The sequence below is a fragment of the Niallia sp. 03133 genome (genome assembly GCF_052663225.1).
Map to the genome: position 1 here is coordinate 258,383 of NZ_JBQTCY010000003.1, position 24,877 is coordinate 283,259.

The 24,877-nt window shown below is 37.6% G+C and carries 27 protein-coding genes and 1 pseudogene; 23 read left to right on the forward strand and 5 right to left on the reverse strand.

The genetic code is table 11. The features are described from left to right. Positions 1–179: 179 nt before the first annotated feature. Positions 180–1,271: an LCP family protein gene (locus tag ACTYBU_RS05780; RefSeq protein ID WP_445487907.1), complete on the reverse strand. Its 1,092-nt coding sequence runs from the start codon at positions 1,269–1,271 to the stop codon at positions 180–182. Positions 1,272–1,398: 127 nt separating this feature from the next. Next, complete coding sequence (locus tag ACTYBU_RS05785; protein ID WP_445487908.1) at positions 1,399–2,031, reverse strand: YigZ family protein; 633 nt, start codon at positions 2,029–2,031, stop codon at positions 1,399–1,401. 600 nt (positions 2,032–2,631) lie between these two features. On the opposite strand from ACTYBU_RS05785, the gene ACTYBU_RS05790 reads away from it, so the two are divergent. The 6 genes from ACTYBU_RS05790 (at position 2,632) to ACTYBU_RS05815 (ending at position 7,157) form a co-directional block, all read left to right on the forward strand. After that, positions 2,632–3,783, forward strand: coding sequence for a sensor histidine kinase (locus ACTYBU_RS05790; protein WP_445487910.1), 1,152 nt, complete (start codon positions 2,632–2,634; stop codon positions 3,781–3,783). Between the two features lie 30 nt (positions 3,784–3,813). Continuing rightward, positions 3,814–4,500 (forward strand): response regulator, encoded by a 687-nt coding sequence (locus ACTYBU_RS05795; protein ID WP_445487911.1) that lies wholly within the window; start codon positions 3,814–3,816, stop codon positions 4,498–4,500. A 253-nt stretch (positions 4,501–4,753) separates the two neighbouring features. Beyond that, positions 4,754–4,906, forward strand: coding sequence for a sporulation histidine kinase inhibitor Sda (gene sda, locus ACTYBU_RS05800; protein WP_445487913.1), 153 nt, complete (start codon positions 4,754–4,756; stop codon positions 4,904–4,906). A gap of 155 nt (positions 4,907–5,061) precedes the next feature. After that, the gene (locus ACTYBU_RS05805; RefSeq protein WP_445487915.1) at positions 5,062–5,904 is read left to right on the forward strand and encodes a DegV family protein; all 843 of its coding nucleotides are present in this window, start codon (positions 5,062–5,064) and stop codon (positions 5,902–5,904) included. 52 nt (positions 5,905–5,956) lie between these two features. After that, positions 5,957–6,136 carry a hypothetical protein gene (locus ACTYBU_RS05810; RefSeq protein WP_445487917.1) on the forward strand — a complete coding sequence of 60 codons (180 nt, stop codon included), beginning with the start codon at positions 5,957–5,959 and terminating at the stop codon, positions 6,134–6,136. A gap of 34 nt (positions 6,137–6,170) precedes the next feature. After that, on the forward strand, positions 6,171–7,157 hold the full coding sequence (locus ACTYBU_RS05815; protein ID WP_445487919.1) for a nuclease-related domain-containing protein: 987 nt from the start codon (positions 6,171–6,173) through the stop codon (positions 7,155–7,157). Here the strand turns inward: ACTYBU_RS05815 and ACTYBU_RS05820 are convergent. After that, the gene (locus ACTYBU_RS05820) at positions 7,154–7,285 is read right to left on the reverse strand and encodes a hypothetical protein (RefSeq protein ID WP_445487921.1); all 132 of its coding nucleotides are present in this window, start codon (positions 7,283–7,285) and stop codon (positions 7,154–7,156) included. The two genes, ACTYBU_RS05815 and ACTYBU_RS05820, sit on opposite strands and share 4 nt — an antisense overlap. Before the next feature lie 229 nt (positions 7,286–7,514). On the opposite strand from ACTYBU_RS05820, the gene ACTYBU_RS05825 reads away from it, so the two are divergent. The 14 genes and pseudogenes from ACTYBU_RS05825 to ACTYBU_RS05890 all read left to right on the forward strand — a co-directional run bounded on the left by ACTYBU_RS05825 (position 7,515) and on the right by ACTYBU_RS05890 (position 18,016). After that, positions 7,515–8,645 (forward strand): DEAD/DEAH box helicase, encoded by a 1,131-nt coding sequence (locus ACTYBU_RS05825; protein ID WP_445487923.1) that lies wholly within the window; start codon positions 7,515–7,517, stop codon positions 8,643–8,645. 13 nt (positions 8,646–8,658) lie between these two features. After that, complete coding sequence (locus ACTYBU_RS05830) at positions 8,659–9,351, forward strand: ComF family protein (RefSeq protein ID WP_445487924.1); 693 nt, start codon at positions 8,659–8,661, stop codon at positions 9,349–9,351. A 27-nt stretch (positions 9,352–9,378) separates the two neighbouring features. Then, positions 9,379–9,783 (forward strand): TIGR03826 family flagellar region protein, encoded by a 405-nt coding sequence (locus tag ACTYBU_RS05835; RefSeq protein WP_445487925.1) that lies wholly within the window; start codon positions 9,379–9,381, stop codon positions 9,781–9,783. Between the two features lie 399 nt (positions 9,784–10,182). Continuing rightward, positions 10,183–10,449: a flagellar biosynthesis anti-sigma factor FlgM gene (flgM, locus tag ACTYBU_RS05840; RefSeq protein ID WP_445487927.1), complete on the forward strand. Its 267-nt coding sequence runs from the start codon at positions 10,183–10,185 to the stop codon at positions 10,447–10,449. Between the two features lie 30 nt (positions 10,450–10,479). Further along, the gene (locus ACTYBU_RS05845; protein WP_445487928.1) at positions 10,480–10,956 is read left to right on the forward strand and encodes a flagellar protein FlgN; all 477 of its coding nucleotides are present in this window, start codon (positions 10,480–10,482) and stop codon (positions 10,954–10,956) included. A gap of 490 nt (positions 10,957–11,446) precedes the next feature. Continuing rightward, positions 11,447–13,006, forward strand: a complete 1,560-nt coding sequence (gene flgK / locus ACTYBU_RS05850; protein ID WP_445487930.1) for a flagellar hook-associated protein FlgK — start codon at positions 11,447–11,449, stop codon at positions 13,004–13,006. Between the two features lie 11 nt (positions 13,007–13,017). Next, entirely contained in the window at positions 13,018–13,908 is an 891-nt protein-coding gene (flgL, locus tag ACTYBU_RS05855; RefSeq protein ID WP_445487932.1) for a flagellar hook-associated protein FlgL, read from the forward strand. A gap of 64 nt (positions 13,909–13,972) precedes the next feature. Further along, the gene (locus ACTYBU_RS05860; RefSeq protein WP_445487933.1) at positions 13,973–14,560 is read left to right on the forward strand and encodes a DUF6470 family protein; all 588 of its coding nucleotides are present in this window, start codon (positions 13,973–13,975) and stop codon (positions 14,558–14,560) included. Positions 14,561–14,572: 12 nt separating this feature from the next. Continuing rightward, positions 14,573–15,022, forward strand: coding sequence for a flagellar assembly protein FliW (gene fliW / locus ACTYBU_RS05865; protein WP_445487935.1), 450 nt, complete (start codon positions 14,573–14,575; stop codon positions 15,020–15,022). A 4-nt stretch (positions 15,023–15,026) separates the two neighbouring features. Continuing rightward, the gene (gene csrA / locus ACTYBU_RS05870; RefSeq protein WP_445487936.1) at positions 15,027–15,254 is read left to right on the forward strand and encodes a carbon storage regulator CsrA; all 228 of its coding nucleotides are present in this window, start codon (positions 15,027–15,029) and stop codon (positions 15,252–15,254) included. A 131-nt stretch (positions 15,255–15,385) separates the two neighbouring features. Beyond that, on the forward strand, positions 15,386–16,702 hold the full coding sequence (locus ACTYBU_RS05875) for a flagellin N-terminal helical domain-containing protein (protein WP_445487938.1): 1,317 nt from the start codon (positions 15,386–15,388) through the stop codon (positions 16,700–16,702). 347 nt (positions 16,703–17,049) lie between these two features. After that, positions 17,050–17,163: pseudogene (locus ACTYBU_RS05880) on the forward strand (flagellin); the annotation flags it as partial. Positions 17,164–17,253: 90 nt separating this feature from the next. Beyond that, the gene (locus ACTYBU_RS05885; RefSeq protein ID WP_445487940.1) at positions 17,254–17,697 is read left to right on the forward strand and encodes a hypothetical protein; all 444 of its coding nucleotides are present in this window, start codon (positions 17,254–17,256) and stop codon (positions 17,695–17,697) included. Positions 17,698–17,833: 136 nt separating this feature from the next. Continuing rightward, entirely contained in the window at positions 17,834–18,016 is a 183-nt protein-coding gene (locus ACTYBU_RS05890) for a hypothetical protein (RefSeq protein WP_445487942.1), read from the forward strand. A 590-nt stretch (positions 18,017–18,606) separates the two neighbouring features. Here the strand turns inward: ACTYBU_RS05890 and ACTYBU_RS05895 are convergent. Both ACTYBU_RS05895 and ACTYBU_RS05900 read right to left on the reverse strand, forming a co-directional pair. After that, positions 18,607–19,422 carry an SDR family NAD(P)-dependent oxidoreductase gene (locus tag ACTYBU_RS05895; RefSeq protein ID WP_445487943.1) on the reverse strand — a complete coding sequence of 272 codons (816 nt, stop codon included), beginning with the start codon at positions 19,420–19,422 and terminating at the stop codon, positions 18,607–18,609. An 86-nt stretch (positions 19,423–19,508) separates the two neighbouring features. Next, entirely contained in the window at positions 19,509–19,892 is a 384-nt protein-coding gene (locus tag ACTYBU_RS05900) for a MerR family transcriptional regulator (protein ID WP_445487945.1), read from the reverse strand. 861 nt (positions 19,893–20,753) lie between these two features. On the opposite strand from ACTYBU_RS05900, the gene nrdI reads away from it, so the two are divergent. From nrdI to nrdF, 3 genes are all read left to right on the forward strand, one after another. Beyond that, on the forward strand, positions 20,754–21,158 hold the full coding sequence (gene nrdI / locus ACTYBU_RS05905; protein ID WP_445487947.1) for a class Ib ribonucleoside-diphosphate reductase assembly flavoprotein NrdI: 405 nt from the start codon (positions 20,754–20,756) through the stop codon (positions 21,156–21,158). Further along, positions 21,118–23,211 carry a class 1b ribonucleoside-diphosphate reductase subunit alpha gene (gene nrdE / locus ACTYBU_RS05910; protein WP_445487949.1) on the forward strand — a complete coding sequence of 698 codons (2,094 nt, stop codon included), beginning with the start codon at positions 21,118–21,120 and terminating at the stop codon, positions 23,209–23,211. The genes nrdI and nrdE overlap by 41 nt, the downstream gene beginning before the upstream one ends. Before the next feature lie 313 nt (positions 23,212–23,524). Continuing rightward, positions 23,525–24,517: a class 1b ribonucleoside-diphosphate reductase subunit beta gene (gene nrdF, locus ACTYBU_RS05915; protein WP_445487951.1), complete on the forward strand. Its 993-nt coding sequence runs from the start codon at positions 23,525–23,527 to the stop codon at positions 24,515–24,517. The last annotated feature ends 360 nt before the right edge of the window (positions 24,518–24,877 follow it).

A 24,877-nucleotide genomic window follows, 5' to 3' on the forward strand; every position in this document is an offset into this window, starting at 1 on the left:
ATGGTTTAAAATCAAATGTAAATTCGGGAATTTTATGTTTTTTTCCCCACTCTTAACGGGCAGTAAAACTCCCACTGATGGAAGGTCCACTTTATCAAATGTGGTGGGAATAATAAAAAAGAGGATAAACAAAACAGCTTGAAGAGAATCCCCTCAAGCTGTTTTTTCATTCTAGCTATTTAGCTGCCATTGTTATTGTTTGATGCTGTTGTTTCAGTAGCTGCATCTGATGTAGTATCTGTATCTGACGTTGTTTCATTCGTGTCTGTTGCAAGGTTATTGTTGCCGACTCCTAAATGATTTTGCAAAATCGCTTTTGTTTGTTCCAGTGCTGTTTCATCCAGCTTATAAATATATTTTCCGCTTTCGTCCTTACCATCATTTCCAGTTAATGTTAAGCTGTCAACCTGGAGGCCATTTTCAGCTGTTGCGTATGCCAAGAAGGATTGAATTTCATTAAAAGATAAATCAGTTGTGATATTAGCCCCTACTGCCTCCATTAAACTGGAGTATTTTGTGATAGCTTTTGCAGAGACTGCTTTATTCATTATTGCTTTTAAAACAAGCTGCTGACGTTTTCCACGTTCAATATCATTATCAATTTTACGCGTTCTTGCAAGTGCTAATGCTTGTTCTCCATTTAACGTCTGCGGACCTTTTTCTAAATGAATAGCACCTTTTTTATCCTTTGAGTTCTGTTCTGTAAAGGTTACTGGAACATCGACATCAATTCCATCAAGTGCGTCTACTGTATCCATAAATGCATCAAAATTCATTTTAACATAATAATCAATCGGTATATCAAGCAATCCCTCGACAGTCTCTATTGTAGAGCTGACGCCGCCAAAATAATGGGCGTGGGTGATTTTATCACTGTAGCCTCTTTCCGGAATAAAAACATAAGAATCACGGGGAATGCTCAGCAATTTAACTGATTTTTCCTTTTCATTTAAGGTTGCCACCATTAATGCATCCGATCTTGAACGAGTAGTTCCTGATGCAGAAGATCTTTTTTTACTATCATCCACGCCAATAAAAAGAATGGAAACATCATCGATTTTTGGGTCTACTTTTGCCTCTCTTTTGGACGCTCTATCAATCGGCTGGTAGGAATTGTTTATAACAGACTTTGCTTTTGTATATAGATAGGCACCGTAGCCTACACCGCTAATTGCTAATAAAAGTATCGGGAGTAGGATGAAGGCGAATATTCTTTTTTTTCGTTTTCTTTTTTTATTATTATATAGATATGATTCTCTATTTGAAGCCATTGGTATCTCCCTTAAAATAGATTTTTGTCGAAATTAGTCACTATGTAAATTCTACTCTTCCATAGTCCATTCGTAAATTAGTGTTTTGTTTCAAGACTAAGCACATATTGAAAAAAATGTAAAAATATCACAATAATGTCTCTAAATACACTTCCTCTTTTTCCGTTATGATTCCTTGGCCATTTGTTAAATCAATTATCCATTCTTTAAAATTCTGCATGTTTTCCAGCTCAATATATGTTTCGATTTCTACAGCATCCAGGTAATGCATATCCTTTATTTGATAAGAAGAAGATCTTAATTCATTTTCGACTTTTCCTAGGAAAGTATAATCAATGCTTGTACCAATTACCTTAACTAACTTTCTTTCTACAACACCTGTAGCTCCTATCCCCTCTGAAGTTGCTTTTCCATATGCACGGATTAAGCCACCGGCGCCTAATTTAATGCCGCCAAAGTAGCGGGTTACAACAACAGCAGTATCTTTTAGCTTTTTTTTCTTTAATACTTCCAGAATGGGTACACCGGCTGTTCCGCTAGGTTCTCCATCATCATTGGCTTTTTGAATTAGATCATGCTCGCCGATTAAATAAGCAGAACAATTATGTGTAGCATCTTTATGCTTTTTTTTTATTTCTTGAATAAATTCCTGTGCTTTTTCTTCTGTTTCGACCCTTTGGATATGTGCAATAAAACGTGACTTTTGAATAATCAGTTCCTGTTCGCCGTATCCTTTTACAGTATGATAGCAAGGAAGCATCAAAAATCGCTCCTTTCCGTATGACAGGTATGAAATGGTATTGAATTTAAAAGAATAGTAAGATATAAAAATAAGACTATAGTTATATAAAAAAAATTTTGTCAGAAATTTCACTTTGCAGTCTTATTTCATTATAATTCGACAATCAGTATTCTTCAATTATTGAAGTGTTTGTAATGAAATCTTAATATTAATAAAGATATCACGTGTTATAATAAGTAAAACTCCATGCCCGAAAAGTCCTCTTTTTCTTTACAAAATAAAGTGGAATTTCCAAATAAAAGAAAGCGTTTAGAATAGGGTGGGCTTATACCTTGAACTCTCCTGCTTCTAGCTAGTAAAATTTCTGGCATATAGAAAAAATGAATAAAAGAATGTGTGTAATCTTTCCTTGTAGTTTTTTGATGAACAAGCCTTATGGCATTATTATTTTATTAAATAAAATAAAAAACAGGATATAAGTATTAATTATAATGGAAAATATATAAGAAGATAGTTTTATTTTTGGCGATTTTTTCAATCAATTATATATATTTTTTTCTTTCACGCTAAAATAAAGTTGATACAGGAAGGTTTTTCAACCTTTTGGAGGAATTATATATGCATATAAAGAAATTTGACACAAAAACGCTGGATTTTATTTTAGAGAAAATGGTCGAAACAGTTGGCTCTAGCAAGGATGAAATCTTTCGAATTGGAGAACAATGTCGACAAGATTATGAGACTTTAACAGAAGAGCTGAAAGAAATAAAAACACTAGTGCTGCAGACGATAGATCAAGGAGACAAACTGGAGATACAAACTCGTTTTGCTCGAAAAAGATTATCAGAAGTAAGTAAACATTTTAATGAATATACCGAAATAGAAGTGCGCGAAGCTTATGAAAAAGCTCATACTCTCCAGATGGAACTAGGCATGAATCGTCATCTTGAGAAGCAGTATCGGGACAGAAGGGATGATATAGAGCGACGATTAGTCGGCCTAAACGAAACAATTGATCGAGCAGACCATCTTGTAACCCAAATTGCAGTTGTCATGAATTATTTAATCAGTGATTTAAGTGATTTAAAGCAGGTTGGAGAAGTGTTGGAGGATGCTAACCAAAAACAAGATTTCGGTTTGAAAATCATTGGAGCTCAAGAGGAAGAAAGGAAACGTCTTTCAAGAGAAATTCATGATGGACCAGCTCAAATGATGGCAAATGTGATGATGCGTTCTGACTTAGTGGAAAGAATATATAAGGAACATGGAGCTGATGAGGCTTTTCGAGAAATAAAAGATCTTAAAATGATGGTTCGCAGCGCTTTATATGAGGTGCGACGAATTATTTATGATCTTCGTCCGATGGCCCTTGATGATTTAGGACTAGTTCCTACTTTAAATAAATATTTAAAAACAATAGAAGAGTATCATCAATCTACACAAATTATTTTTTCTAATATTGGGACCGAAGCAAGGCTGCCAAGCAAATATGAAGTAGCATTGTTCCGTCTTGTACAAGAATCTGTTCAAAATGCATTAAAACATGCGGAAGCAAAAGTTATTACGGTTCGATTAGAAATGCTAAGAGGACAGGTAATTGTTATGATTAAAGATGATGGAAAAGGATTCAATAAAGAAGATAAAAAGCCAGAATCTTTTGGACTGATAGGAATGAAAGAAAGAGTACAACTTCTTAAAGGTGAAATAACGATTGATACAAAGGAAGGTAAAGGAACAATCGTGATGATAAATGTTCCCATACAAAACTAAAGAAAAGAGAAATAAGGGGAGGCGAAACAATTGTCTACAAAAATTGTTATTATAGATGATCATCAATTGTTCAGAGAAGGAGTAAAACGTATATTAGATTTTGAATCAAGTTTTGAAGTGGTTGCAGAAGGATCTGATGGAACACAAGCAGTCGAGCTTGTGGAAAAATATCAGCCAGATGTAACAATCATGGACATTAATATGCCTACAACAAATGGGGTAGAAGCAACTAAACTGCTTTTAGAAAAATTTCCAGAAACAAAAGTAATTATCTTATCTATTCATGATGATGAAAATTATGTGACGCATGCATTAAAAACTGGCGCCAGCGGTTATTTATTAAAGGAAATGGATGCGGATGCATTAGTGGAAGCGGTAAAAGTAGTTGCAGACGGAGGGTCTTATTTGCATCCGAAAGTAACCCATAATTTGGTAAATGAATATCGTCGTTTAGCATTGGAAGAATCAGGATCTCAGGATCATTATGTGCAAACAGTTGAAATTAGAAGGCCGCTTCATTTATTGACGCGCCGTGAATGTGAAGTATTGCAGCTTCTTGCTGACGGAAAAAGCAATAGAGGAATTGGTGAAGCTTTATTTATTAGTGAAAAAACAGTAAAAAACCATGTCAGCAATATTTTGCAAAAAATGAATGTGAATGACCGTACACAGGCTGTTGTTGTTGCGATTAAAAACGGCTGGGTAGAGGTTCGATAAAAGAAGTGTCCCTTTGCGGGGATGCTTTTTTGTTTTTTAAAGGACTGGACTTGCGAGTGGGGCTTTTGTGATTAAGGATGCAAAAAAGACTGAAAAATATTTGGAAAATATGCTATTTGCAGCTTGAATAAGATGGGGAATTTGTTAATTTGACATAAATTAGACGATAATAGTAAAAAAATCCTATGAATTTCTTGAAATATACAGTATTTTCAGTAAAACTATTTATAACTAAGGGGATAGGGGGAGTTATATGAGTGGAATAAAAAATCTATCAAACGCAGAGTTATTGCAAGCATATCAACTAGCTATTTCCTTAAATTTAGAAAAGGAATTTATTGAGATTTTAATGAAAGAAATTAATAAAAGAAATATTAAAAGACTACAGACACTGGATTCTAATTAATGGTGCTTGTATTGCTATCTTCCCCCCGATAATTCCTATTTCCCATCTATCTTTTTTAGTATACTATCGTTAAAAAGTAAAATAGCATGCAATCTTGATAATTTTTCGTTAAAATAAACATAAAATAAGAATAGATAAGGCAGGTTATGCATGGAATGAAAACAGCTATTGTCACAGATAGTACAGCATATATCCCGAAAGAAATAAGAGATCAATATGATATACATATCATTCCTTTAATGGTTGTATTAGGAAATGAAATTTATGAGGAAGAAATGGATCTGGACGCTGAGAAATTTTATCATGAAGTGCAAAATAAAGATATTCCAACAACCTCCCAACCGCCAATCGGTAAATTTATAGAATTATTTGAACAGCTTTCTGCAGATTATGATGAAGTAATTAGTATTCATTTATCAAGCGGCATCAGTGGAACGTTCCAAGGAGCAGTCTCTGCAGCCCAAATGGTAGATGATATAAAGGTATATGCATTTGATAGTGAAATAAGCTGTATGATTCAAGGCTTTTTTACCATAGAAGCAGCAAAACTTGCCCAACAAGGGAAAACGGCATCGGAAATCATGCCAATCCTCGAGGAATTGAAGCAGACAAGCAACGCCTATTTTATGGTAGACGATTTAAGTCATCTACAGCGTGGCGGCCGACTATCCAGTGCACAGGCGTTAATCGGAAGCCTTTTACAAGTGAAGCCGCTTCTGCATTTCTCCGATAAAGTAATCGTTCCATTTGAAAAGATCAGAACAAAAAAACGCGCGATGAAACGTATCGTTGAATTATTCGCTGAAGCAACAAAGGGTGAAAACTACCAGGCAGCCATTATCCATGCAAATCGCCAGGATGAAGCCGAAGATTGGAAACAAGAACTTGCTGCTGCTTTCCCCAATGTCGATTTTACCGTCAGCTATTTTGGAGCAGTCATCGGAACACATCTAGGTGAAGGAGCGATGGCATTGGGATGGGTGAAGAAGCTGGATTGATGAGAGGGGGGATCTGCTGAGGTGCAGGTTCTTTTTTTGTAGGGGCGGGTGGATGTCAGTGTGTGTGTCGAATTTTGGTGTTTGGAGTCGAAAAATCGATAAATCGGAAAAAAACAAAGATAAAGCCGCCAAAAAAGAAGATAAATTGAAAAAAACAAAGATAAAAACGCAAAAAAAGAAGAAAAAAAGATTTTCTCAAAAAAAAGAAGGAATATCACAGGCAAATCTATAATATATGCAGTGAAAAAATAATAGGATGTGATAAATTGATTGTAAAAAAACTTGAAGCCCCTATTTCTATTCCCCAGATGGAAGCATTATTAGGAAGAATACCTCCCTTTCATCCCAAAATTCCCTTAATTAAGAAAGAATTGCAGCTAAAGATAGCTGGTTATCAAGGTGAAAAATCATTGGCTTTTCCATTCAGCTTTTTGCCAGAAAAAGAGTATTATATTCTACATGATTTACGCTTGTTTGATGGCAAAAACTATTTTCAAATTGATGCATTGATACTGTCTAAAAAGTACGCCCTAATTTTAGAAGTGAAAAATATTCAGGGAGAATTATATTTTGATACAGAATTTAAGCAATTAATAAGAACGAAGGATGGAGTACAATCAGCACTGCCTTATCCATTCATCCAATTGAAAAGATTAGAAACACAGTTAAGTAAATGGTTAAGTAAATACATCACTATTCCCTTATATAGTATCATCGTGATAAGCAACCCCACCTCATTAATCCGCACAAATTCTAGTGATCCCTCTATTAATAAACAAATCATTCATCGAGATTATATTCCATTTAAAGTACAAAAAATTTCTAATTCTATTCAACAAGAAAGCATAACAGAACAAGAATTAAAAAAAGTAATAAAACTGTTAATCAAACAAAACACGCCGTTAGACTCCTCTATATTAAAAAAATTTCAAATAGGAGAGGAAGAAATTATAAGTGGGGTTATCTGTACTAGCTGCAAATATGCTCCTTTAATATGGATAAAGGCAAACTGGCACTGCCCTAAGTGTCAAACAAAAAATAAAAGAGCTTTTATTTATGCTTTGAAAGACTATTCCTATTTAATAGGAAAAACAATTAATAATCAGCAAGTTAGAGACTTTTTGCAAATAGACTCTTCAGCCCTTGCTACTAGATTGATGTCTAAAACTCATTTGGAAAATAAAGGTACAAGAAAAGACAATGAATATTACCTTTGTGTAAAAACATTAAATAACCTATTAGGAGGACATTAAAAAATGCGATTCATCACCACCAACAATAAACTCCAACCAACAACCGCTGTGAAAAATTCCATCAGAATCAGCGACATCCCCACTCTGCCCCCGCAGTCCATAAATCCGAATTTTTCTTTCAACCCCAATCTCCAATCCCACCTCCAAGGCAAGCACTTATTACTCGATGAGCTCCCCTTTACAATAGAAGAAATACAGCAACATTATCTTCAAGGGTATTGTGCTTACAATAAAGGCATCGAAAAGTATAAATCTTCTTATCTTTGCAATCGCTGCGGCAATACGGAAAAACATTTTTTTGCTTCCTTCCATTGCTCCCGCTGCGAGGAGCTTTGCCACTATTGCCGGAATTGTATCATGATGGGGCGAATCAGTGAATGCACCCCACTGATCAGTTGGACTGGTCCTGCTGTTATACAAGATACCGCCTCTGCCAACCTGGAATGGGAAGGAACACTTTCTCCAGGACAGCAAAAGGCATCCGATAAACTAGAACAAATGATAGACGAACAATCCGAGCTGCTGATTTGGGCTGTATGCGGCGCAGGAAAAACAGAAGTGCTTTTTAAAGGCATCGAAAAATCCCTCCAGCAAAACAAACGAGTTTGCATCGCAACCCCAAGAACCGATGTAGTGCTGGAATTAGCGCCCCGGCTGCAGGAAGTTTTCCCTAGCATTACTGTCCTGCCCGTATACGGCGGCAGTGAAGACCGCCATCTTTACAGTCCCCTCACAATCAGCACAACCCACCAGCTTTTCCGCTTTAAACAGGCGTTTGATCTTGTGATTTTGGATGAAATGGATGCATTTCCCTATTCGGTAGACCACGCCCTGCAATTTGCGGTACACCACGCCAGAAAACCAGCTTCCGCCATGATTTATTTAACCGCCACCCCGGATGCAAGCTGGAAGAAAAAATGCCAGCAAAACAAAATAAACTATGTGACCATTCCAGCACGCTTTCATCAGCATCCCCTTCCCGTACCAGAATTCCTTTGGTGTGGAAACTGGGAGAAGCAGTTGAAGAAGGGAAGAATTCCGAAAGTTATTGTAGAGTGGGTAGAAAGACGCCTTCATTCCAATAAACAAGTGTTGCTTTTTATTCCGAAGATTGCGTACATGAAAAACGTAAAATACGTTTTTGAACAACTAACCACCAAAATAGAAACGGTTCATGCAGAAGATCCGCAGAGAAAAGAAAAGGTGCAAAAAATGCGAAAAAAAAAATTAGATTTGCTAATTACCACGACTATTTTGGAACGTGGGGTTACTTTTTCCAATATTGATGTGGCAGTCATTGGGGCAGAAAATCAAATTTTCACCGAAAGCGCCCTTGTGCAGATCGCAGGTCGAGTCGGCAGAAAAAAAGACTATCCAAGTGGAGATATTACTTTTTTCCATTACGGAAAAACAAACAGCATGGTCGCTGCGAGAAATCAAATTTTGCAAAGCAATAAAGAAGCAAAAGAAAAAGGAATGCTTTTATGAAAGGAAGGATACGATGCATTGTGTGATTTGTTTAGCAGAAGTTACACCCGTTTTTAACTGGACTTATTTTTTATCAAAAGAACCTTCCTATTATTTATGTGATGATTGCCGAAATAAATTAGCTTTAATAGAAGGAGAACGCTGTAAAAAATGCAGCCGTCCCCTTGAAGCATTGGCTGATGCTTTTATAAAAGAAGGGACATGCCATGATTGTTTGAGGTGGGAGCAAGATCCAGCATGGAAAGGCGTTTTAGATCAAAACACCTCTCTGTTTTTATACAACGATTTTATAAAAGAAACGATTGCTCGTTTTAAATATCGAGGCGATTACGAAATAGCCGGCGCATTTTCATTGTTTTTCCCAAAAGAAGTATTTACAAAGAAAGTGGTTGTTCCAATTCCCCTTAGTGACGTTCGATTATATGAAAGAGGCTTTAATCAGGCAGAAGCGTTGATTACATGTGCAGGACTGAAAGCGGTGGACTGTCTGGAAAGAGTACACAGTGAAAAACAATCGAAAAAATCAAGGGACGAACGGCTGGAGAATGTGCCGACCTTTAAAGCGGTGGATAGTGATGTAATAAATGCTCAAAATATTCTTTTAGTGGACGATATATATACTACAGGAGCAACCTTACGCAGGGTGGCAAAGGTGTTAAAGGAGGCAGGCGCAAAATCTGTCGATTCCTTTACGATTGCACGGTAAAACAGATGGAAAGCGGGGAATGCGGTAATGGCTAAATTGGCTAATTGCCCAAAATGCGGCGATTTATATGTGGTGAATAATCTAAGAGATATTTGCCAAAAATGCTGGAAACAAGAAGAAGGAGATTATGAAACAGTATCACAATTTATTCGCAAAAAACAAAATCGAACAGCTCAAATGGATGAAGTGGTGGAAGCAACAGGTGTCGAACGATCCCTTATTTATAAATTTATCAAAAAAGGCAGAATCAAACTGGCCCAATTTCCAAATCTAGGCTACCCATGTGCGAAATGCGGCACAGAAATTAGAGAAGGAAAATTATGCTCCAGCTGTTTAGGTGAACTCCAAAAAGGGCTAAAAAGCTTGGAAGCAGAAGAAGAGCGGAAGCAGGAATTAACTAGAAGACAAAGAACGTATTTTTCGGAAAAATAATAAGGGGGGATTTTTTCCCTCTTGTTTAAGAGATAAGAAAGTATAAGTTTTCAGAAGTCTGACGGGTGTCTAGCTCCAGCGCCCTATCGACTTCAACGCTTCCCTCACCTCGTCTACGATAAGTCAACATCGAATCGCTTGCGCTCTTCGTGTTTCCTTTATCTCACTCGATTCAGTCCAGCTTATTCCGTCGATGAGCAAGGGCGCTTGCGCTTTTCTTATCTACTCTCCACAACAAAAACCTCAACTTTTCATAGGAAAATCCTCTTGGTTACTCTGTATATATTTAGTTAATTTGACGGATTTTAAGAAAATCAGAAGGAAATGATTAAAGAAAACGCTAATCATCCGATACTAGAAGTATGATCATTTGTACGGAAAGAAAGCGAGGTATTCAAATTGAAAATTAATAATTATGGAACACAGGGCATTAACCCCTATAAAAAACAAATTAATAAAATGGATCAAACAAATAAAGCTGCAAGCCAAGGAACCGATAAAGTAGAAATCTCCGCAGCGGCAAAAGAATTGCAGCAGGTTTCACAGGGATCCCCTGAACGCACGGAAAAAGTAGAGGCATTAAAAAAGCAAGTGCAAAGCGGCAACTATGAAATAAACCCGCAGGAAATCGCCAAAAGCATCTTAAACTTTTATTCTAAAAAATAATCACTTCAAATCGAAAGGAGGGATTCAGTGTTGAACGAGCAATTAATCCATTCATTGGAACAATTAGAAACGCTGCATCGGAATTTATATGAGCGGGCAGAACAGAAAACAGAAATACTGAAAAAAGGGGACATGGAATCCCTCAAGGAGATAATGAAGGATGAGCAGCATTTTTTAGTAGTGATCGATAAGTTGGAAGCAAAAAGAATCGAAGCGGTGAAGGGGTTGCTGCCAGCAGCAGCGGAGCCAAAGCTTCAAGACATTCTTCCATTATTAACTGTTTCAGAACAAATACGCGTAACGGAAGCAAAAAGCAAGCTGGAAGCGATATTAATCAAACTGAAGGACGTAAACCATCTAAATCAGCAGTTAATTTACCAATCGATGCAGATGTTAAATGTTACCCTTAGTTTATTAAGACCAACAAAACGAGCGTATAATTATTCGAATCCAGCAGCGAAAACAAATCAGAAAGAAACTCCCCGTTTATTTAATTCGGAAGCATAATAAATGATAGGGAAAATATAGATTTTTATAAAATGCACAATCGTTCATTTTTTCTTAAGCTGTTTTCTCAAAATTTGTTGTTTTTCACAAAAAAAGTAAGGGTAAGCGTTAGGTTTTCCGAGGCTTACCGCTCGCTTTCCATGGGGCGAGCGCCGAGCCTCCTCGTCGCAGACGCTCCTGTGGGGTCTCGCCTGTCTCGCAATTCCCATAGGAGTCGAGCGGACGCCTCTCCAAACCAATAGGATGAGCGTCTTCAAACTCCTTACACCAATTGTATACGAATAATACAATATAAACTTGTCTGTTGATTGCAGCGAGAGGCGTTCGTATTCCGCTCCAATTAACAGATGTACATATAAAGTGAATCTTCCGTCAGTGGGGGTTTTACTGCCCGTTAAGAGTGGGATAAACAATTAGCTATAACACAGCATTTATATAAATAAGACTCAGCTCCGATGCTTATTCAACTCAAATAAAGGAGGTACTATAGATGGGTTCCACATTTATGGGCTTAGAAACAGCCCGCCGTGCGTTAAATACACAACAAAGCGCATTATATACAACAGGTCATAATATTGCCAATGCCAACACACTTGGCTACACTCGCCAGCGAGTGAACTTTGAAGAAGAAAGTCCGTATCCTGCTCCGGGCATGAACCGTCCACAAATCCCAGGTCAAATGGGAACTGGTGTTAAAGCAGGTTCTGTACAAAGGGTAAGAGAAAGCTTTTTAGACGATCAGTACCGCGGCCAATCAAGCAAACTAGGATACTGGGAAGCTCGTTCCGATGCCCTTTCGAAAATGGAGCAGGTCATGAACGAACCTTCTGATTCTGGATTGGCGAACACAATGGATCAGTTTTGGCAGTCCTTGCAGGATTTAGCGGTTGATCCACGAAATACTGGAGCTCGTTCGGTAGTGCGCCAAAGAGGAATCGCTGTTGCAGAAACGTTTAATTATTTAAGCGATACACTAACAGCTGAAAAAAATAATATGAAAACAGAAGTGGGAGTAGCAGAAAAAGAAGTTAATTCCCTTCTAAATCAAATTTCAAGCGTGAATGATCAAATCGGCAGCGTGGAGCCACATGGCTACTTACCGAATGATCTTTATGATGAAAGAGATCGTCTCATTGATCAGTTGTCCAGCTTAGTATCCGTGAAGGTTGATTATGTGAAGCCAGGTGGAAATGCAAGTGCTATGGCAGAAGGAAAAGCCGTTATTTCTCTAATCAGCGATACAGGTGCAGATCAGGCAAAGCTGGTAACAGAGACAGGCTATAATGAACTGAAACTCAATTATAATGGCGTAAATAATACAGTATCTTCCATTACGGTAGATAACACTGATATAAAATTTACTGATTTTAACTCAAGCGGAAAATTAAAAAGTTTAGTAGAGGCCTATGGATATGAAGGAACAGATGGCAAAGCAAAAGGACTATATGCCGATATGCTTTCAGAGCTTGATAATTTAGCGTATACCTTTGCAATAGAGTTTAATAAAATCCATAGCGATGGAATGAGTCCAAATGAAATAAAAAGTAAGCAAAATGATTCAATCAATTTCTTTGCAGATACGGAAAACACTTCTATTTCTAACCGGACAGGCTTTGCCGGCAGAATTGGGGTTGCCCAGGATATTTATAATAGTTTAGATAATATTGCTGCGGCAGATGGAACAGATCCAACGAATGCAGCAATTGGAGATTCAACCGTTGCTTTAAAACTGGCTGATGTGATCAACCAAAACTATGATTACCGCGGAGATGCAAGCAACCCGCAAACCTCCAATTTCAAAAACTATTTTGAAGGGGTAATCGGTGCAATGGCAATCGATGCGCAGGAAGCAAATCGAATGACGTCCAACTCCACTACTTTAAAGCAAGCAGTAGATGATAAGCGATTGTCGACAAGCTCTGTTTCATTAGATGAGGAAATGACGAATATGATTCAATTTCAGCAAGCATACAATGCCGCTGCCAGAATGATTACCATTCAAGATGAGCTGTTGGAAAAAATCATCGGTATGGGCGTTGGAGGAAGATAGGTGAATAAAAAATGAGAATTACACAATCAATGCTGTCGGCAAATTCTTTGCGCAATATCAGCAACGGCTACGAAAAAATGGGTAAATACCAAGACCAAATCTCGACCGGAAAAAAAATCACAAAACCTTCGGATGATCCAGTTGTCGCAATGAAAGGAATGTACTACCGCACCGGGTTAACGGAAATTGATCAATATAAACGCAATCTTTCCGAGCTGTATGTATGGATGGACAACTCAGAGGCTGGTGTCGAACAGACAAATGACAACCTGCAAAGGGTAAGAGAGCTTACGCTACAAGCAAAAAATGATACAAATACACCGGAAGACAAACAAGCAATTGCAAAAGAAATTGAACAAATCAAAAAAGATATTGTAACGGTTGCAAATACGCAGGTAAATGGACGATATATTTTTCATGGGACGGATGTTTCGAATCCGCCTGTAACAGATGGAGATCCACCTACCGTTGCGGCAAATATTATGGATCCAGCTATTAATAGCTACAGCGTAGAGGTTTCCAGAGGAGTTTCACTAAAAGCAAATATTAGCCCTGGAACTGTGTTTAGTCAGGATTTATTCAATACACTACAAGGAATTCAGTCGAGTTTGGAAAGTGGTGACACTTCACAATTAGATTCGTTCCTGGGAGACTTGGATAAATCATTGGATTCGATTAATGGTGAAAGATCAGAGCTTGGCGCCCGTTATAATCGTTTGGAAATGGTCGAATCCCGAATCGATCAGCAGCAAGTCGTAGCATCGAAAATTCTTTCTGATAATGAAGATGTAGAGATGGAGCAGGCAATTACTGATTTAACGGTACAGGAAAGTGTTCATCGTGCTGCACTAAGTGTTGGTGCAAGGATAATGCAAACAAGTTTAATGGATTTTTTACGATAAAATTAAGAGGTCTGATTTCAATAAGTTGAAGTCCGGCCTTTTATTTTAGGAAAGGAGGGAGTCTATGTTTCCTCAAATACGATTGCAATCTACCTTTGGACAAATTGAAATAACGACAAGACCTGGAACAATGGAGATCGAGCAGCCCAAAGCCGATTTATCGATAGAACAGCCAGCAGCAGAAATGAATATAGAAAGAACACCTTCAAAACTGACGATTGACCAAACAAAAGCAAGAGAAGATGTCGATTTAAAAAGCATCCGAGTAAGAAAAGAAGAAGCGGCACAATTGGGGAAACAAGCTTTGCTGGAAGGAATCGCCCGCCGTATTCAAGATGGAGACGAATTAATGCGGATTGAAAATGGTGGAAACCCGATTAAGACACAGGCAAAAAGAAACAGTGAAGGGCCACCAAAACAGTTTGGATTGGCTTGGATTCCATCGGCAGGAAGTGTCAAGGTTGGTTACGATCCTGGTAATGTGGAGATAAATTGGAAGACGCACGCTCCCACCATCGAAACAACTATAAATAAACCAATCTTCACTTATCGTCCAGGTGAAGTAAATATCAGCTTAAAACAATATCCTTCATTAACAATAGACTTTGATAATCTAAAATATGTAGGAACTAATTACGAACAATCTATTTAAAGGAATGATGGAATGCACATCCAAACGAAATACCATGGAGAAGTAGAAATAAATCAGGAAGAAATACTTTCATTTAAAAAAGGAATTCCTGGTTTTCCAGATGAAAAGCAGTTTATTATTTTGCCCCTTTCAGATGATGGGGAATTTGCGGCTATGCAATCTATCCAAACAACAACATTGGCATTTGTAATTGCCAATCCTTTTTCTTTTGAACCAACCTATGATATTGAAATAGAAAATTATGTGATAGAAGCTTTGGAAATTAAGGATGAAAAAGATTTAGCTGTATACAGTATCTTAACAGTTCAAGATCCATTTGAAAAAACTACTGCAAATTTCCAGGCTCCTGTGATTATTAATATAAAAAATAAACACGCCATGCAAGTAATCTTAAACAATTCAAATTATGAAACGAAACACCCTATTTTTACAAATAAAATGCCAGTCGGCTCAAAGGGGTGATAGTATGCTTGTACTAACAAGAAAACAAGGAGAGGTCATAAAAATAGGTGATGATATTGAAATTACGATTATTGCCAATAAAGGGGAGCAAGTGAAAATCGGGATACAGGCTCCCAAAGATATACAAATTCTTCGTAAAGAAATATATGACCAAACACTAGAAGAAAACCAGCAAGCGTCACAAGATATATCTACTATTTTGCCATTTCTAAAAAATATCGCAAAAAAATAAAAAAACTATTAAACATTCTATGGTATAGACGATAAATAAAATAGAGACAGGAAGGGCGGCCGACCTTCCTCGATCCAATTAAAAACTTGTTCACAAGGAAGTGAACACCAACTTCAAGGAGGAAAAATAGAATGAGAATTAATCATAATATTGCGGCGTTGAACACGTATCGTCAGTTATCAAGTGCTTCTGCAGGACAATCTAAATCAATGGAGAAATTATCATCTGGTCTTCGTATTAATCGTGCTGGTGATGATGCAGCTGGTTTAGCAATCTCTGAAAAAATGCGTGGACAAATCCGTGGTTTAGATCAATCATCCAAAAATGCTCAAGACGGTATTTCACTTATCCAAACAGCTGAAGGTGCATTAAACGAAACACACGATATCCTTCAACGTATGCGTGAATTAGCCGTTCAATCTTCAAACGATACAAACACTGATGCTGACCGAAAGGAAATGCAAAAGGAAATTAGTCAGTTAAAAGATGAAGTTAATCGTATCTCTAATGATACTGAATTTAACACTAAAAAACTTTTAAATGGTAGTGTAGGCAATAATGCGAACGTTAGTGCGGCTGGTACGCTTACATTGAAACCAGTTCAGGTAGCTGATGCTAATCTAGCAGCTGATACCTATACTGTAACAGGTACTACTGCTGCAACAATTGGTGCAGATATTAAAACTAATACAACTGGTTTTGCTGATACAGATTTCACTATGACTGCTACTAACATTGTTGGTCTAGAATTGGGTGACTATACTCTTGAAACAAAGTCTACTGGTACTGCAGATACATTTGATGTTACTTTGAAAAATAAAGATGGTGTAGTTGTAGCAAGTGCTTCAGCGTTAGATGCAACTGCGGGTGGAGCATTAACAGGAACTGCTCCAGATGGAACAACAACTAAGTTTACTTTAGCTGGTGTGGCAGCTGGAACTGCACAAGCGGGTACAATGTCATTCAATTTGAATGCAACTTATGCAACGGCTGGAGATTTAGCAATTACAAATGCGGCTGGGGGAACAACTTTTTCTAGTACTGCTGCCCAAAAGATTACAACTTCTGATTTTGAAGCTGGTGGTTTAAATTTCAAAATGACTGTTGACACTGCATTAGATACTGGAAACACTGATGTAGTGACTACAAACAATGCTTTATCTATGCATATTGGTGCAAATCAAAACCAAACAATGAGTGTCGATGTTAATAAAATGGATACAACAAGCTTAGGAATTGCAAACATTGACGTAACATCACAAGGTGGTGCTGAAACAGCAATTACGTCAATTAACGATGCAATTACAAATGTATCAAGTGAACGTTCTAAATTAGGAGCATTCCAAAATCGCTTAGAGCACACAATTAACAACTTAGGAACTTCTTCTGAAAACCTAACAGCTGCGGAATCTCGTATCCGTGACGTTGATTATGCTTTAACTGCATAAATTGCAGTGACAAGCACAGTCGTCCTAGCTGGTAACGGCTAGAGATCATTATCGGGTGAATTGCTGGAAAACCCTCAGAGCTTTTCTTACTAAAACGTAACTAGAAATGGTAAGCGTGAATGTATGAAAAAAGAAAAGATTGGGCAATCAGCAGCCAAGCTCCTGTCTCGAAAGAGTGGAGAAGGTTCAACGACTAGGATAAACCATCTAAGGCGAAAGCTATGATGATGAAATCCATAGGTGAAACAATGGTCATCAGCATTGTGAATCCGAAGTGCCCGACCCCTGCTAGAAGATATGAGGGTGAAGATATAGTCTAGTCATTTATGAAAGTAAATGTTCGCACGATGGCGAAAGAAATGATGAACCAAACTAAGAATTCAATTCTTTCTCAAGCTGCTCAAGCTATGCTTGCTCAAGCTAACCAACAACCACAAGGAGTTTTACAACTTCTTCGTTAATATTATTAAAAAATTAGGGACTCTAGCTTTGCTAGGGTCTTTAATTTTATTTAGGAGGACATAGGTTGCAGGAATATCGTATTTTAAGGCATGTTACAAAAAAAGGAATTTTTGGGTTCTATAATCTCTGATGGTGCTTTAATGGGGGATTATGTCCAAAGAACAATGGATAAAGGTTATATCTCGTTTGAGTCGAATCCTACAAATGACACCTTAGTAAAAATATTCCATATACTTAAGGGGTGGGAAGAAACTGAACCATTCGAACTAATATTTGACGGAGAGCGACTAATACAGGCTGGTTATATGATAAATCCTACAATAAATGGAGTATCCTACACCAAAGAAGAGATAGACCATGTAATGAAAACCAAAGGTCTAAGAGAGGTCTCACATGAAATTGGAGATTACGCATTTATAAAAGGTAATGTCCCATTAAAGTTTTTAATAAGTGGCTCGAAAGAAGAAATTGAAAAATGGGCTAGCGAAAATAATATGAATGAATCAGAAGTAAAATTAGTGTTATCTAATTAAAGGAGTAAAAAAAGGTAACATAACGGAATTTGAATATATATTATATCCTTGAACATACATGTACATGATGTTCATCAAAATGGGGCTTCTCTCTTCGGGGGGAAGTTCTTTTTCTATTTTTGGAGGAGGAGAAAAGATGATGCATTTAGACTGGTTTGTAGGAACAATGAAAAAGACATTTAATATTGAAGTCAAAAGAGAGGATGTAGGTTATGAAGTCTATGATTTCTATCATGAAGAACTGGATGATTTTCTCATCCCATCGGAACACTTAGAAAAGCTACCTGACCCAGTGCTTATGGTAGGTCCTTCACAGTGACACCCCGAAAAATCTTGTTTCACAAAATGTTCCACATAATGGTTGCTGGAAATGTTTAAAAAGGGAGTTTTGGCTTTGTAACAGTAAGATGATAACTGGGTGAATTGCTAGAACTTCCTAAATTTCGTAGGGAAACCACCGTGACGCCTCGAAGCGCCTCGATATTTGTCGAATGTAAGTAATACATTAAAAAGGGGAAATGTGAGCATTACTTCAATCAAAAGATAGAAGTTAATATGGAATGGGTGACTCTAATAAGTGTTTTCAACGACCATTAGTTACCTTCTTCATTATGAATCGGTGTTATCGCAAGCAAAAAAATCCACTCTATGCCGCTAAGCTCAAGAGTGGATCTTTATTTTTTGGTGAAATGACAGCATAGGATTGTATTGCTTATTTGAACTAGTTATTTTTCTAGAAAACTGCAGCTCATCGATCCACGTTAATTTAGTAGTGACAGCAGCATGTAGATTTTCGTCCAATTGCTTGGGACGACTCCACTAATGATAGCGGAGGTGATTTCTGGCTATTTTGTTAACCAACTCACATCTGTTGTGATTCACCTTACTCCACTTTAAAATTGTGCTGTGTTAATCCTTCAGTTGGACTTTTTGGTTATTCTTAGAATTGCCTGCAAAAGCAAAAAGTGGTTCACTCAGTTTAAATTCAAAGGATTCTCTATCAACTCTACCAACAGTCATGTTGCTATCATAAAGCTGCAAGAGAAAATTGGCCATTTCATCGCTTGTATGGTATGTACCAAAAGCTTTGTCATAGTCATACTCGCTCGTATTGTTTGCCACTTTTCCAAATTCGGTTTTGGTTGCTGCTGGTGCCAAAACTTTAGCTTGTAATTTTGCATTGGCGGCTTTCAGTTCATGGGCCAATCCCTCGGTAAATGCACTGACAAAAAATTTGGAAGCACAGTAGGTAACGGCAGTTGGCACGATTGTGTATCCACCAACTGAAGATATATTGATTAATTGTGTACCATCTATGTCTCTATAATCATGTACATACAAGGACGAAAAGATAGTTAGGGCTTCCACGTTTAGGAGCAGCATTGTTTCAACCTTTTCCAAGTCTTGAGCGGACACACTTTCATAGCTACCGAAACCTGCATTATTAATCCATGTTTCGATTTGATACGGATTTAACTCTCGATAGAGTTGATGAGCGTTTTGACTGATGGATATATCGACTGCTTTTATCACAATATCCAGCTCAGGAATTTCCTGCAAGATTTCTCTTTTCAGTTCGTTCAGCTTGTTTTCACGGCGAGCAATAAGTATGATATTTTTCTTACGTTTTGCAAAAGCCTTAGCTGTCGCGTAACCTATACCAGAGCTTGCTCCGGTAATAACTGTATATTTCTCCTGTTTTACTGTTGTAGCTGCTTCTGTCATTTCAACTCCACCTCTCCTAAGTAGATATCACTCATAAATCTACTTTAGTTGTTAGAGCGCACTCAAAGTCAAGATGTTTTTTCTGTTTAAGATAATCCTGATTCGAGTTCTTTGTACAATTCGATTTTCTTCTTCAGTACTTCGGAGTTTTCCTGTAAAGCTTCAATTTTCGCTCTAACTAGGACCTGATGCTCCTCAAGCATTTTCCGTCGCTCTTTTACCGTTGATTCCCCCTCACGTCGAAGATCAGAATAACGAAGCATCTGCTGAATAGACATTCCCGTCTCCCTCAAGCGAAGCAGAAAAATGATCCATCTCATGTCTTCCTCTGAGTAAAAGCGCTTACCTCTTGTGTCACGTTGGATTTCATGAAGAAGCCCGATTTTTTCATAATAACGTAGTGTATGAGGGGTTAATCCTGATCGTTTAGAGGCTTCTTGAATCGTAGAAAAAAGTTCTGTATTGTTCAATGTAATCAGCTCCTAAAAAATTTCATTTCTAATATCATTAAATCTTCCTGATACAAGAGTTAATTTTCATTCGTATTGTAACAGAATAATAATCGGGTCACTTGAAAAGGCTTGAACGCTGAACAATTGTCTTGCTGGGATCGTAAAGGTAAATGGTGTCAGGACAACTGTGTTCGCCTGTTTTATTACGGATCACACTGTTGAATTTACCGTATTTAGATAGGTTGGAAGTGTAGTAGCTATGACAATCGGTCGGACCATTAAAAAATGGCTTTCTGCCGCAGTGTAACCCACCCGTAGCACGGGTGGGTTAATTAGTATTTATTTCAATAAGCAACATTAATATTCCTTCTCTCCAAAATCTCTTTAAGCTCACTTTGCTCTTCATGATTCAAAGGAACCAGCGGCAAGCGCCCAACATGTATTCCTTTTAGATAGGCTGAAACAATGGATAAAGCTCCAATGGGGAAACTCTAGAGAAGGTCCACCGGCTAAGAGAGCACGGTCTAAAGCGGAATATCTATGGAGATGAATCTTGTAGGCTAGCAAAAGCTGTTCGAAGTGCCCATCCCCATAAAAATTTTCTATTAAATGATCGAAACATATAGTTACAAAGCCAGCAAATCAACAACTACAAGGAATATGAAAATAAACCATTATTTTTAAGCTATACTGTTGACAAAATACTAAAAAAAGACAGTATTGACTATAGTCTGAAAATGCGATTAGATAGTTTAAGACACAATATATAGAGATGAATTATCTGAAAATATCTGTATTTAGTATTCCTTGTATGAAATTGGGGTATTGTATAAATATAGCTTACTTTCTTTTTTTATTTAAGGCCTCAGGGGAGGGATGATGTTGCTTATCGTGTTTGACAGCAAAACGGGAAATGTACGCCGATTTGTTCATAAATTGGGATTCCCAGAAAATAAAGAGATAGAATTAAAGGCTGGACTAAAAGTCTATGAGCCTTATATATTAGTAACTTATACAACTGGAATGGGACAAGTTCCTCCATCAACTTTAGACTTCCTAAAATCAAACCCCAACAACCTTTATGCTGTAGTTGCTAGTGGAAATAAAAATTGGGGGCAAAATTTCGCTTTAAGTGCTAATAAAATATCAACGATGTACGGGGTGCCAATCTTACATAAGTTTGAAATGAGCGGTATGCCTGAAGATGTGGAGATAGTGAGAGAAAGGGTGCAAAATATTAGCTATGAGACATATAGAATTAAACAACGAAGTGACACAGCTTAACGATAAAGGCTTCTTCCGGCTGGAAAAAGACAAAGAAGCTGTGGCTGAATTCTTAGAATCGGAAATTAAGCCAAAATTGATTCGTTTTGACTCTGTTGCACAAAAATTTACGTATATGGTGACAGAAGATTTTTATTATCCGCAAGTCCTCGACCAATATAAGATTTCCGAGATAGAGGAAATCACCAAACAAGTGTATGACTATCAATTTGAGTTCCAATCATATATGGCCATTTCAAAATTTTATAAGGATTATGCGTTGAAAACGAACGATAAGAAGAACTATCTCGAAACATACGAGGATCGTATTATTATCGTTGCTTTATTTTTAGGACAAGGAGATTTTAACACCGCGAAGAAAACGGCAATTGCGATGATTGAACAACGCTACCAGCCTGCAACGCCTACTTTCTTAAATGCAGGAAGAAGCCGGCGTGGAGAGATGGTTTCTTGTTTCTTATTAGAAATGGACGATTCCTTAAATTCGATTTTCCACAATATTAATACATCTGGTCAATTATCGAAAATAGGAGGCGGTGTAGCTCTTAATCTTTCGAAGCTCCGTTCTCGCAATGAGCAGATTAAAGGGATTGATAATGCTGCATCAGGTGTGGTGCCAGTTATGAAGCTGTTGGAGGACACATTCTCTTATGCAAACCAACTAGGTCAGCGTAAGGGCGCAGGAGCTGCTTATTTAAATATCTTCCATTGGGATGTGGTCGAATTTCTGGATACAAAAAAAATCAATGCCGACGAGAAGTCACGCATCCAAACACTTTCCATTGGACTGATTGTGGAAAACAAGTTTTTCCAATTAGCGAAAGAAAACAAAGAGTTTTATGTATTCGCTCCTTTCAGTGTCTTTAAGGAATATGGCGTTCATTTGGATGACATGAGAATGGATGATATGTACGAAGAGCTTGTGGCGAATCCAAATGTGAAAAAGCGCATCGTCATGTCAGCGAGGGAAATGATTACAAAAATAGCCCAAATCCAGCTGGAATCAGGTTATCCATACTTTATGAACAAATCGAATGCAAACAGAGCGCATGCCCTTAAGGATATTGGCCAAATTAAAATGAGTAATTTGTGTACAGAGATATTCCAGCTTCAGGAAACATCTGAAATTACCGATTACGGCCAAGAAGATATTATACGCCGTGACATCAACTGCAATTTAGGCTCCTTGAATATCCCAAATGTTATGCAGCCTGGCGACGTATTTAGGGATTCTGTCCATGTTGGGATTGAGGCATTGACAACTGTTTCTGATATATCGGATGTGAAAAATGCTCCGTCTGTGAAAAAAGCCAATGAAGAGCTTCATGCAGTCGGATTAGGTGCAATGAACATCCATGGATATTTATCGAAAAATAGGATTAGCTATGAATCGGATGAAGCAAGAGACTTTACTGCGACTTTCTTCATGATGATGAATTTCTATTCGATTGAAAAGAGCATGCTGATCGCAAAAGAAAGAGAAGAAACGTTCAAAGACTTCGAAAAATCGGAGTATGCAAAAGGAACTTATTTTGATAAATATAAAGAAGTAAGCTTTGCTCCGAAAACAGATAAGGTAAAGGAATTGTTTGAAGGGATTTCTATTCCGACATGTGAGGATTGGGCTAAATTAGCAGAACAAGTGAAAACGTATGGATTATATAATGGATATCGATTGGCTATAGCACCGACACAATCGATTGGCTATGTTCAAAATGCGACAGCATCTGTTATGCCAATCGTTAATCAAATAGAGTCTCGTACGTATGCAAACTCTACAACGTATTATCCAATGCCTTATATGGATGAAACAAACTTCTGGTTCTATAAATCTGCGTTTGATATGAACCAATTTAAGATAATGGACTTAATTGCAGCTGCACAAGAGCATGTAGACCAAGGAATATCCACTATTCTTTATGTAAACTCGGATGTTTCCACAAAAGAATTGGCTCGTTATTATATTTATGCAGATGAAATTGGGTTAAAATCACTTTATTATACACGGACCCGCAATTTAGCGATTGACGAATGTATCGCATGTGCCATTTAATAGGAAAAGAGATAGGAGGAGCAATGACTCCTCTTTATTTAGAGATAAGAAAGTATAAGTTTTTTGAAGTCAGATAGCTGTCTAGCTCCAGTGCCTATTGCCTATCGAACTTCAGGTCTTCTCCCTGCGATAAGTCAACATCGATTCGCTAACGCTCATCGTGTTTCTTTTATCTTAGTCGAAGCCCATCCGAAGGACAGGATGTTTAAGTGCCGATGTTGCCACAGGACGTGGCGAACTTAATCGGCCAGTTCGTACGGCAATGAGCTAGGCGCTTGCGCTTTTCTTATTTAAATTAACGGGAGGAAATAACATGACAAAGTATGCTGTTAACTGGAATCAGCATGAAGATGATTTCACACAGATGTTTTATACGCAGAATACTAGACAATTCTGGCTGCCAGAAGAGATTAGTCTTTCTGCTGATAAAAATACATGGGGAGAATTATTGCCAGAAGAGCAAGATACGTACAAAAAAGTGCTAGGCGGCTTGACGTTGTTGGATACAGAGCAAGGTGGAGAAGGAATGCCTTTGATTGGCATGCATGTAGAGGGACTGCAGCGCAAAGGGGTTCTATCCTTTATGGGAATGATGGAGCAAATCCATGCTAAATCATATTCTACCATTTTTACGACATTAGCTACAGATGAAGAAATTGACGAAGTATTTGATTGGGTGCACAATCATGCCCAATTGCAATCAAAGGGAAAACGGATCTCCGAATACTATCAAAAGCTGTTTAAGCCGGAAGTAAGCAACTATAATCTTTATATGGCAACCGTTGCTTCTGTCTATTTGGAGTCATTCTTGTTTTATTCTGGGTTCTTTTACCCGCTGTTTTTGGCAGGACAAGGAAAGCTAACGGCTTCAGGAGAAATTATAAATTTAATAATTAGGGACGAGTCCATTCACGGCGTATATGTAGGCCTAATCGCTCAAGAGCTATTTGCGAAACTAACACCAGAGGATCAGGAAAAAGCTACTCGTGAAAGATTAGATTTATTAAATACTCTTTATGAAAATGAATTGGAATATACACAGGATTTGTACGAACAAGTTGGCCTAGTGGACGAAGTGAATAAATTTATCCGCTACAATGCGAACAAAGCATGCATGAATCTTGGGTATGAGCCTGTCTTTCCGTCAGAGCCAATCAACCCGATTGTTGAAAACGGCATGAAGACAGATACGAAGAATCACGACTTCTTCTCTGTAAAAGGAAATGGCTACGTAAAAGCTACAAAAGTAGAGCCATTGACGGATGATGATTTTATCTTTGATTGGAAGTCTAAGGTTAATGTATAGAAAGTAAATGTAAATACCCTCCCCATTTTAATCTTTTGGTTAAAGTGGGGAGGGTATTTACATTTACTAATAGTCGCCGCAATGACTCCCCGTATGGCGAAGCTTGATAGATTAGAAGTGTTAAAGCTGGACGTTTGTGCTTTTGCTTGTTTGCCTAGCAAGTCTTTCATTTTTGGTCTGACTCCTCGAAATTGATTGTATTTAATTCGTTAGTCCATTTTTTTAATAGAACAGAGAACCTTACACATGTTAGTTTTGTATAAATTAATACTCTGTCCAAAATTTTTCCATAAATACCTATCACCACCACACTAAATCTACTATAATATTACTAGGTAAAAAGACTTAATTAATGTGGGA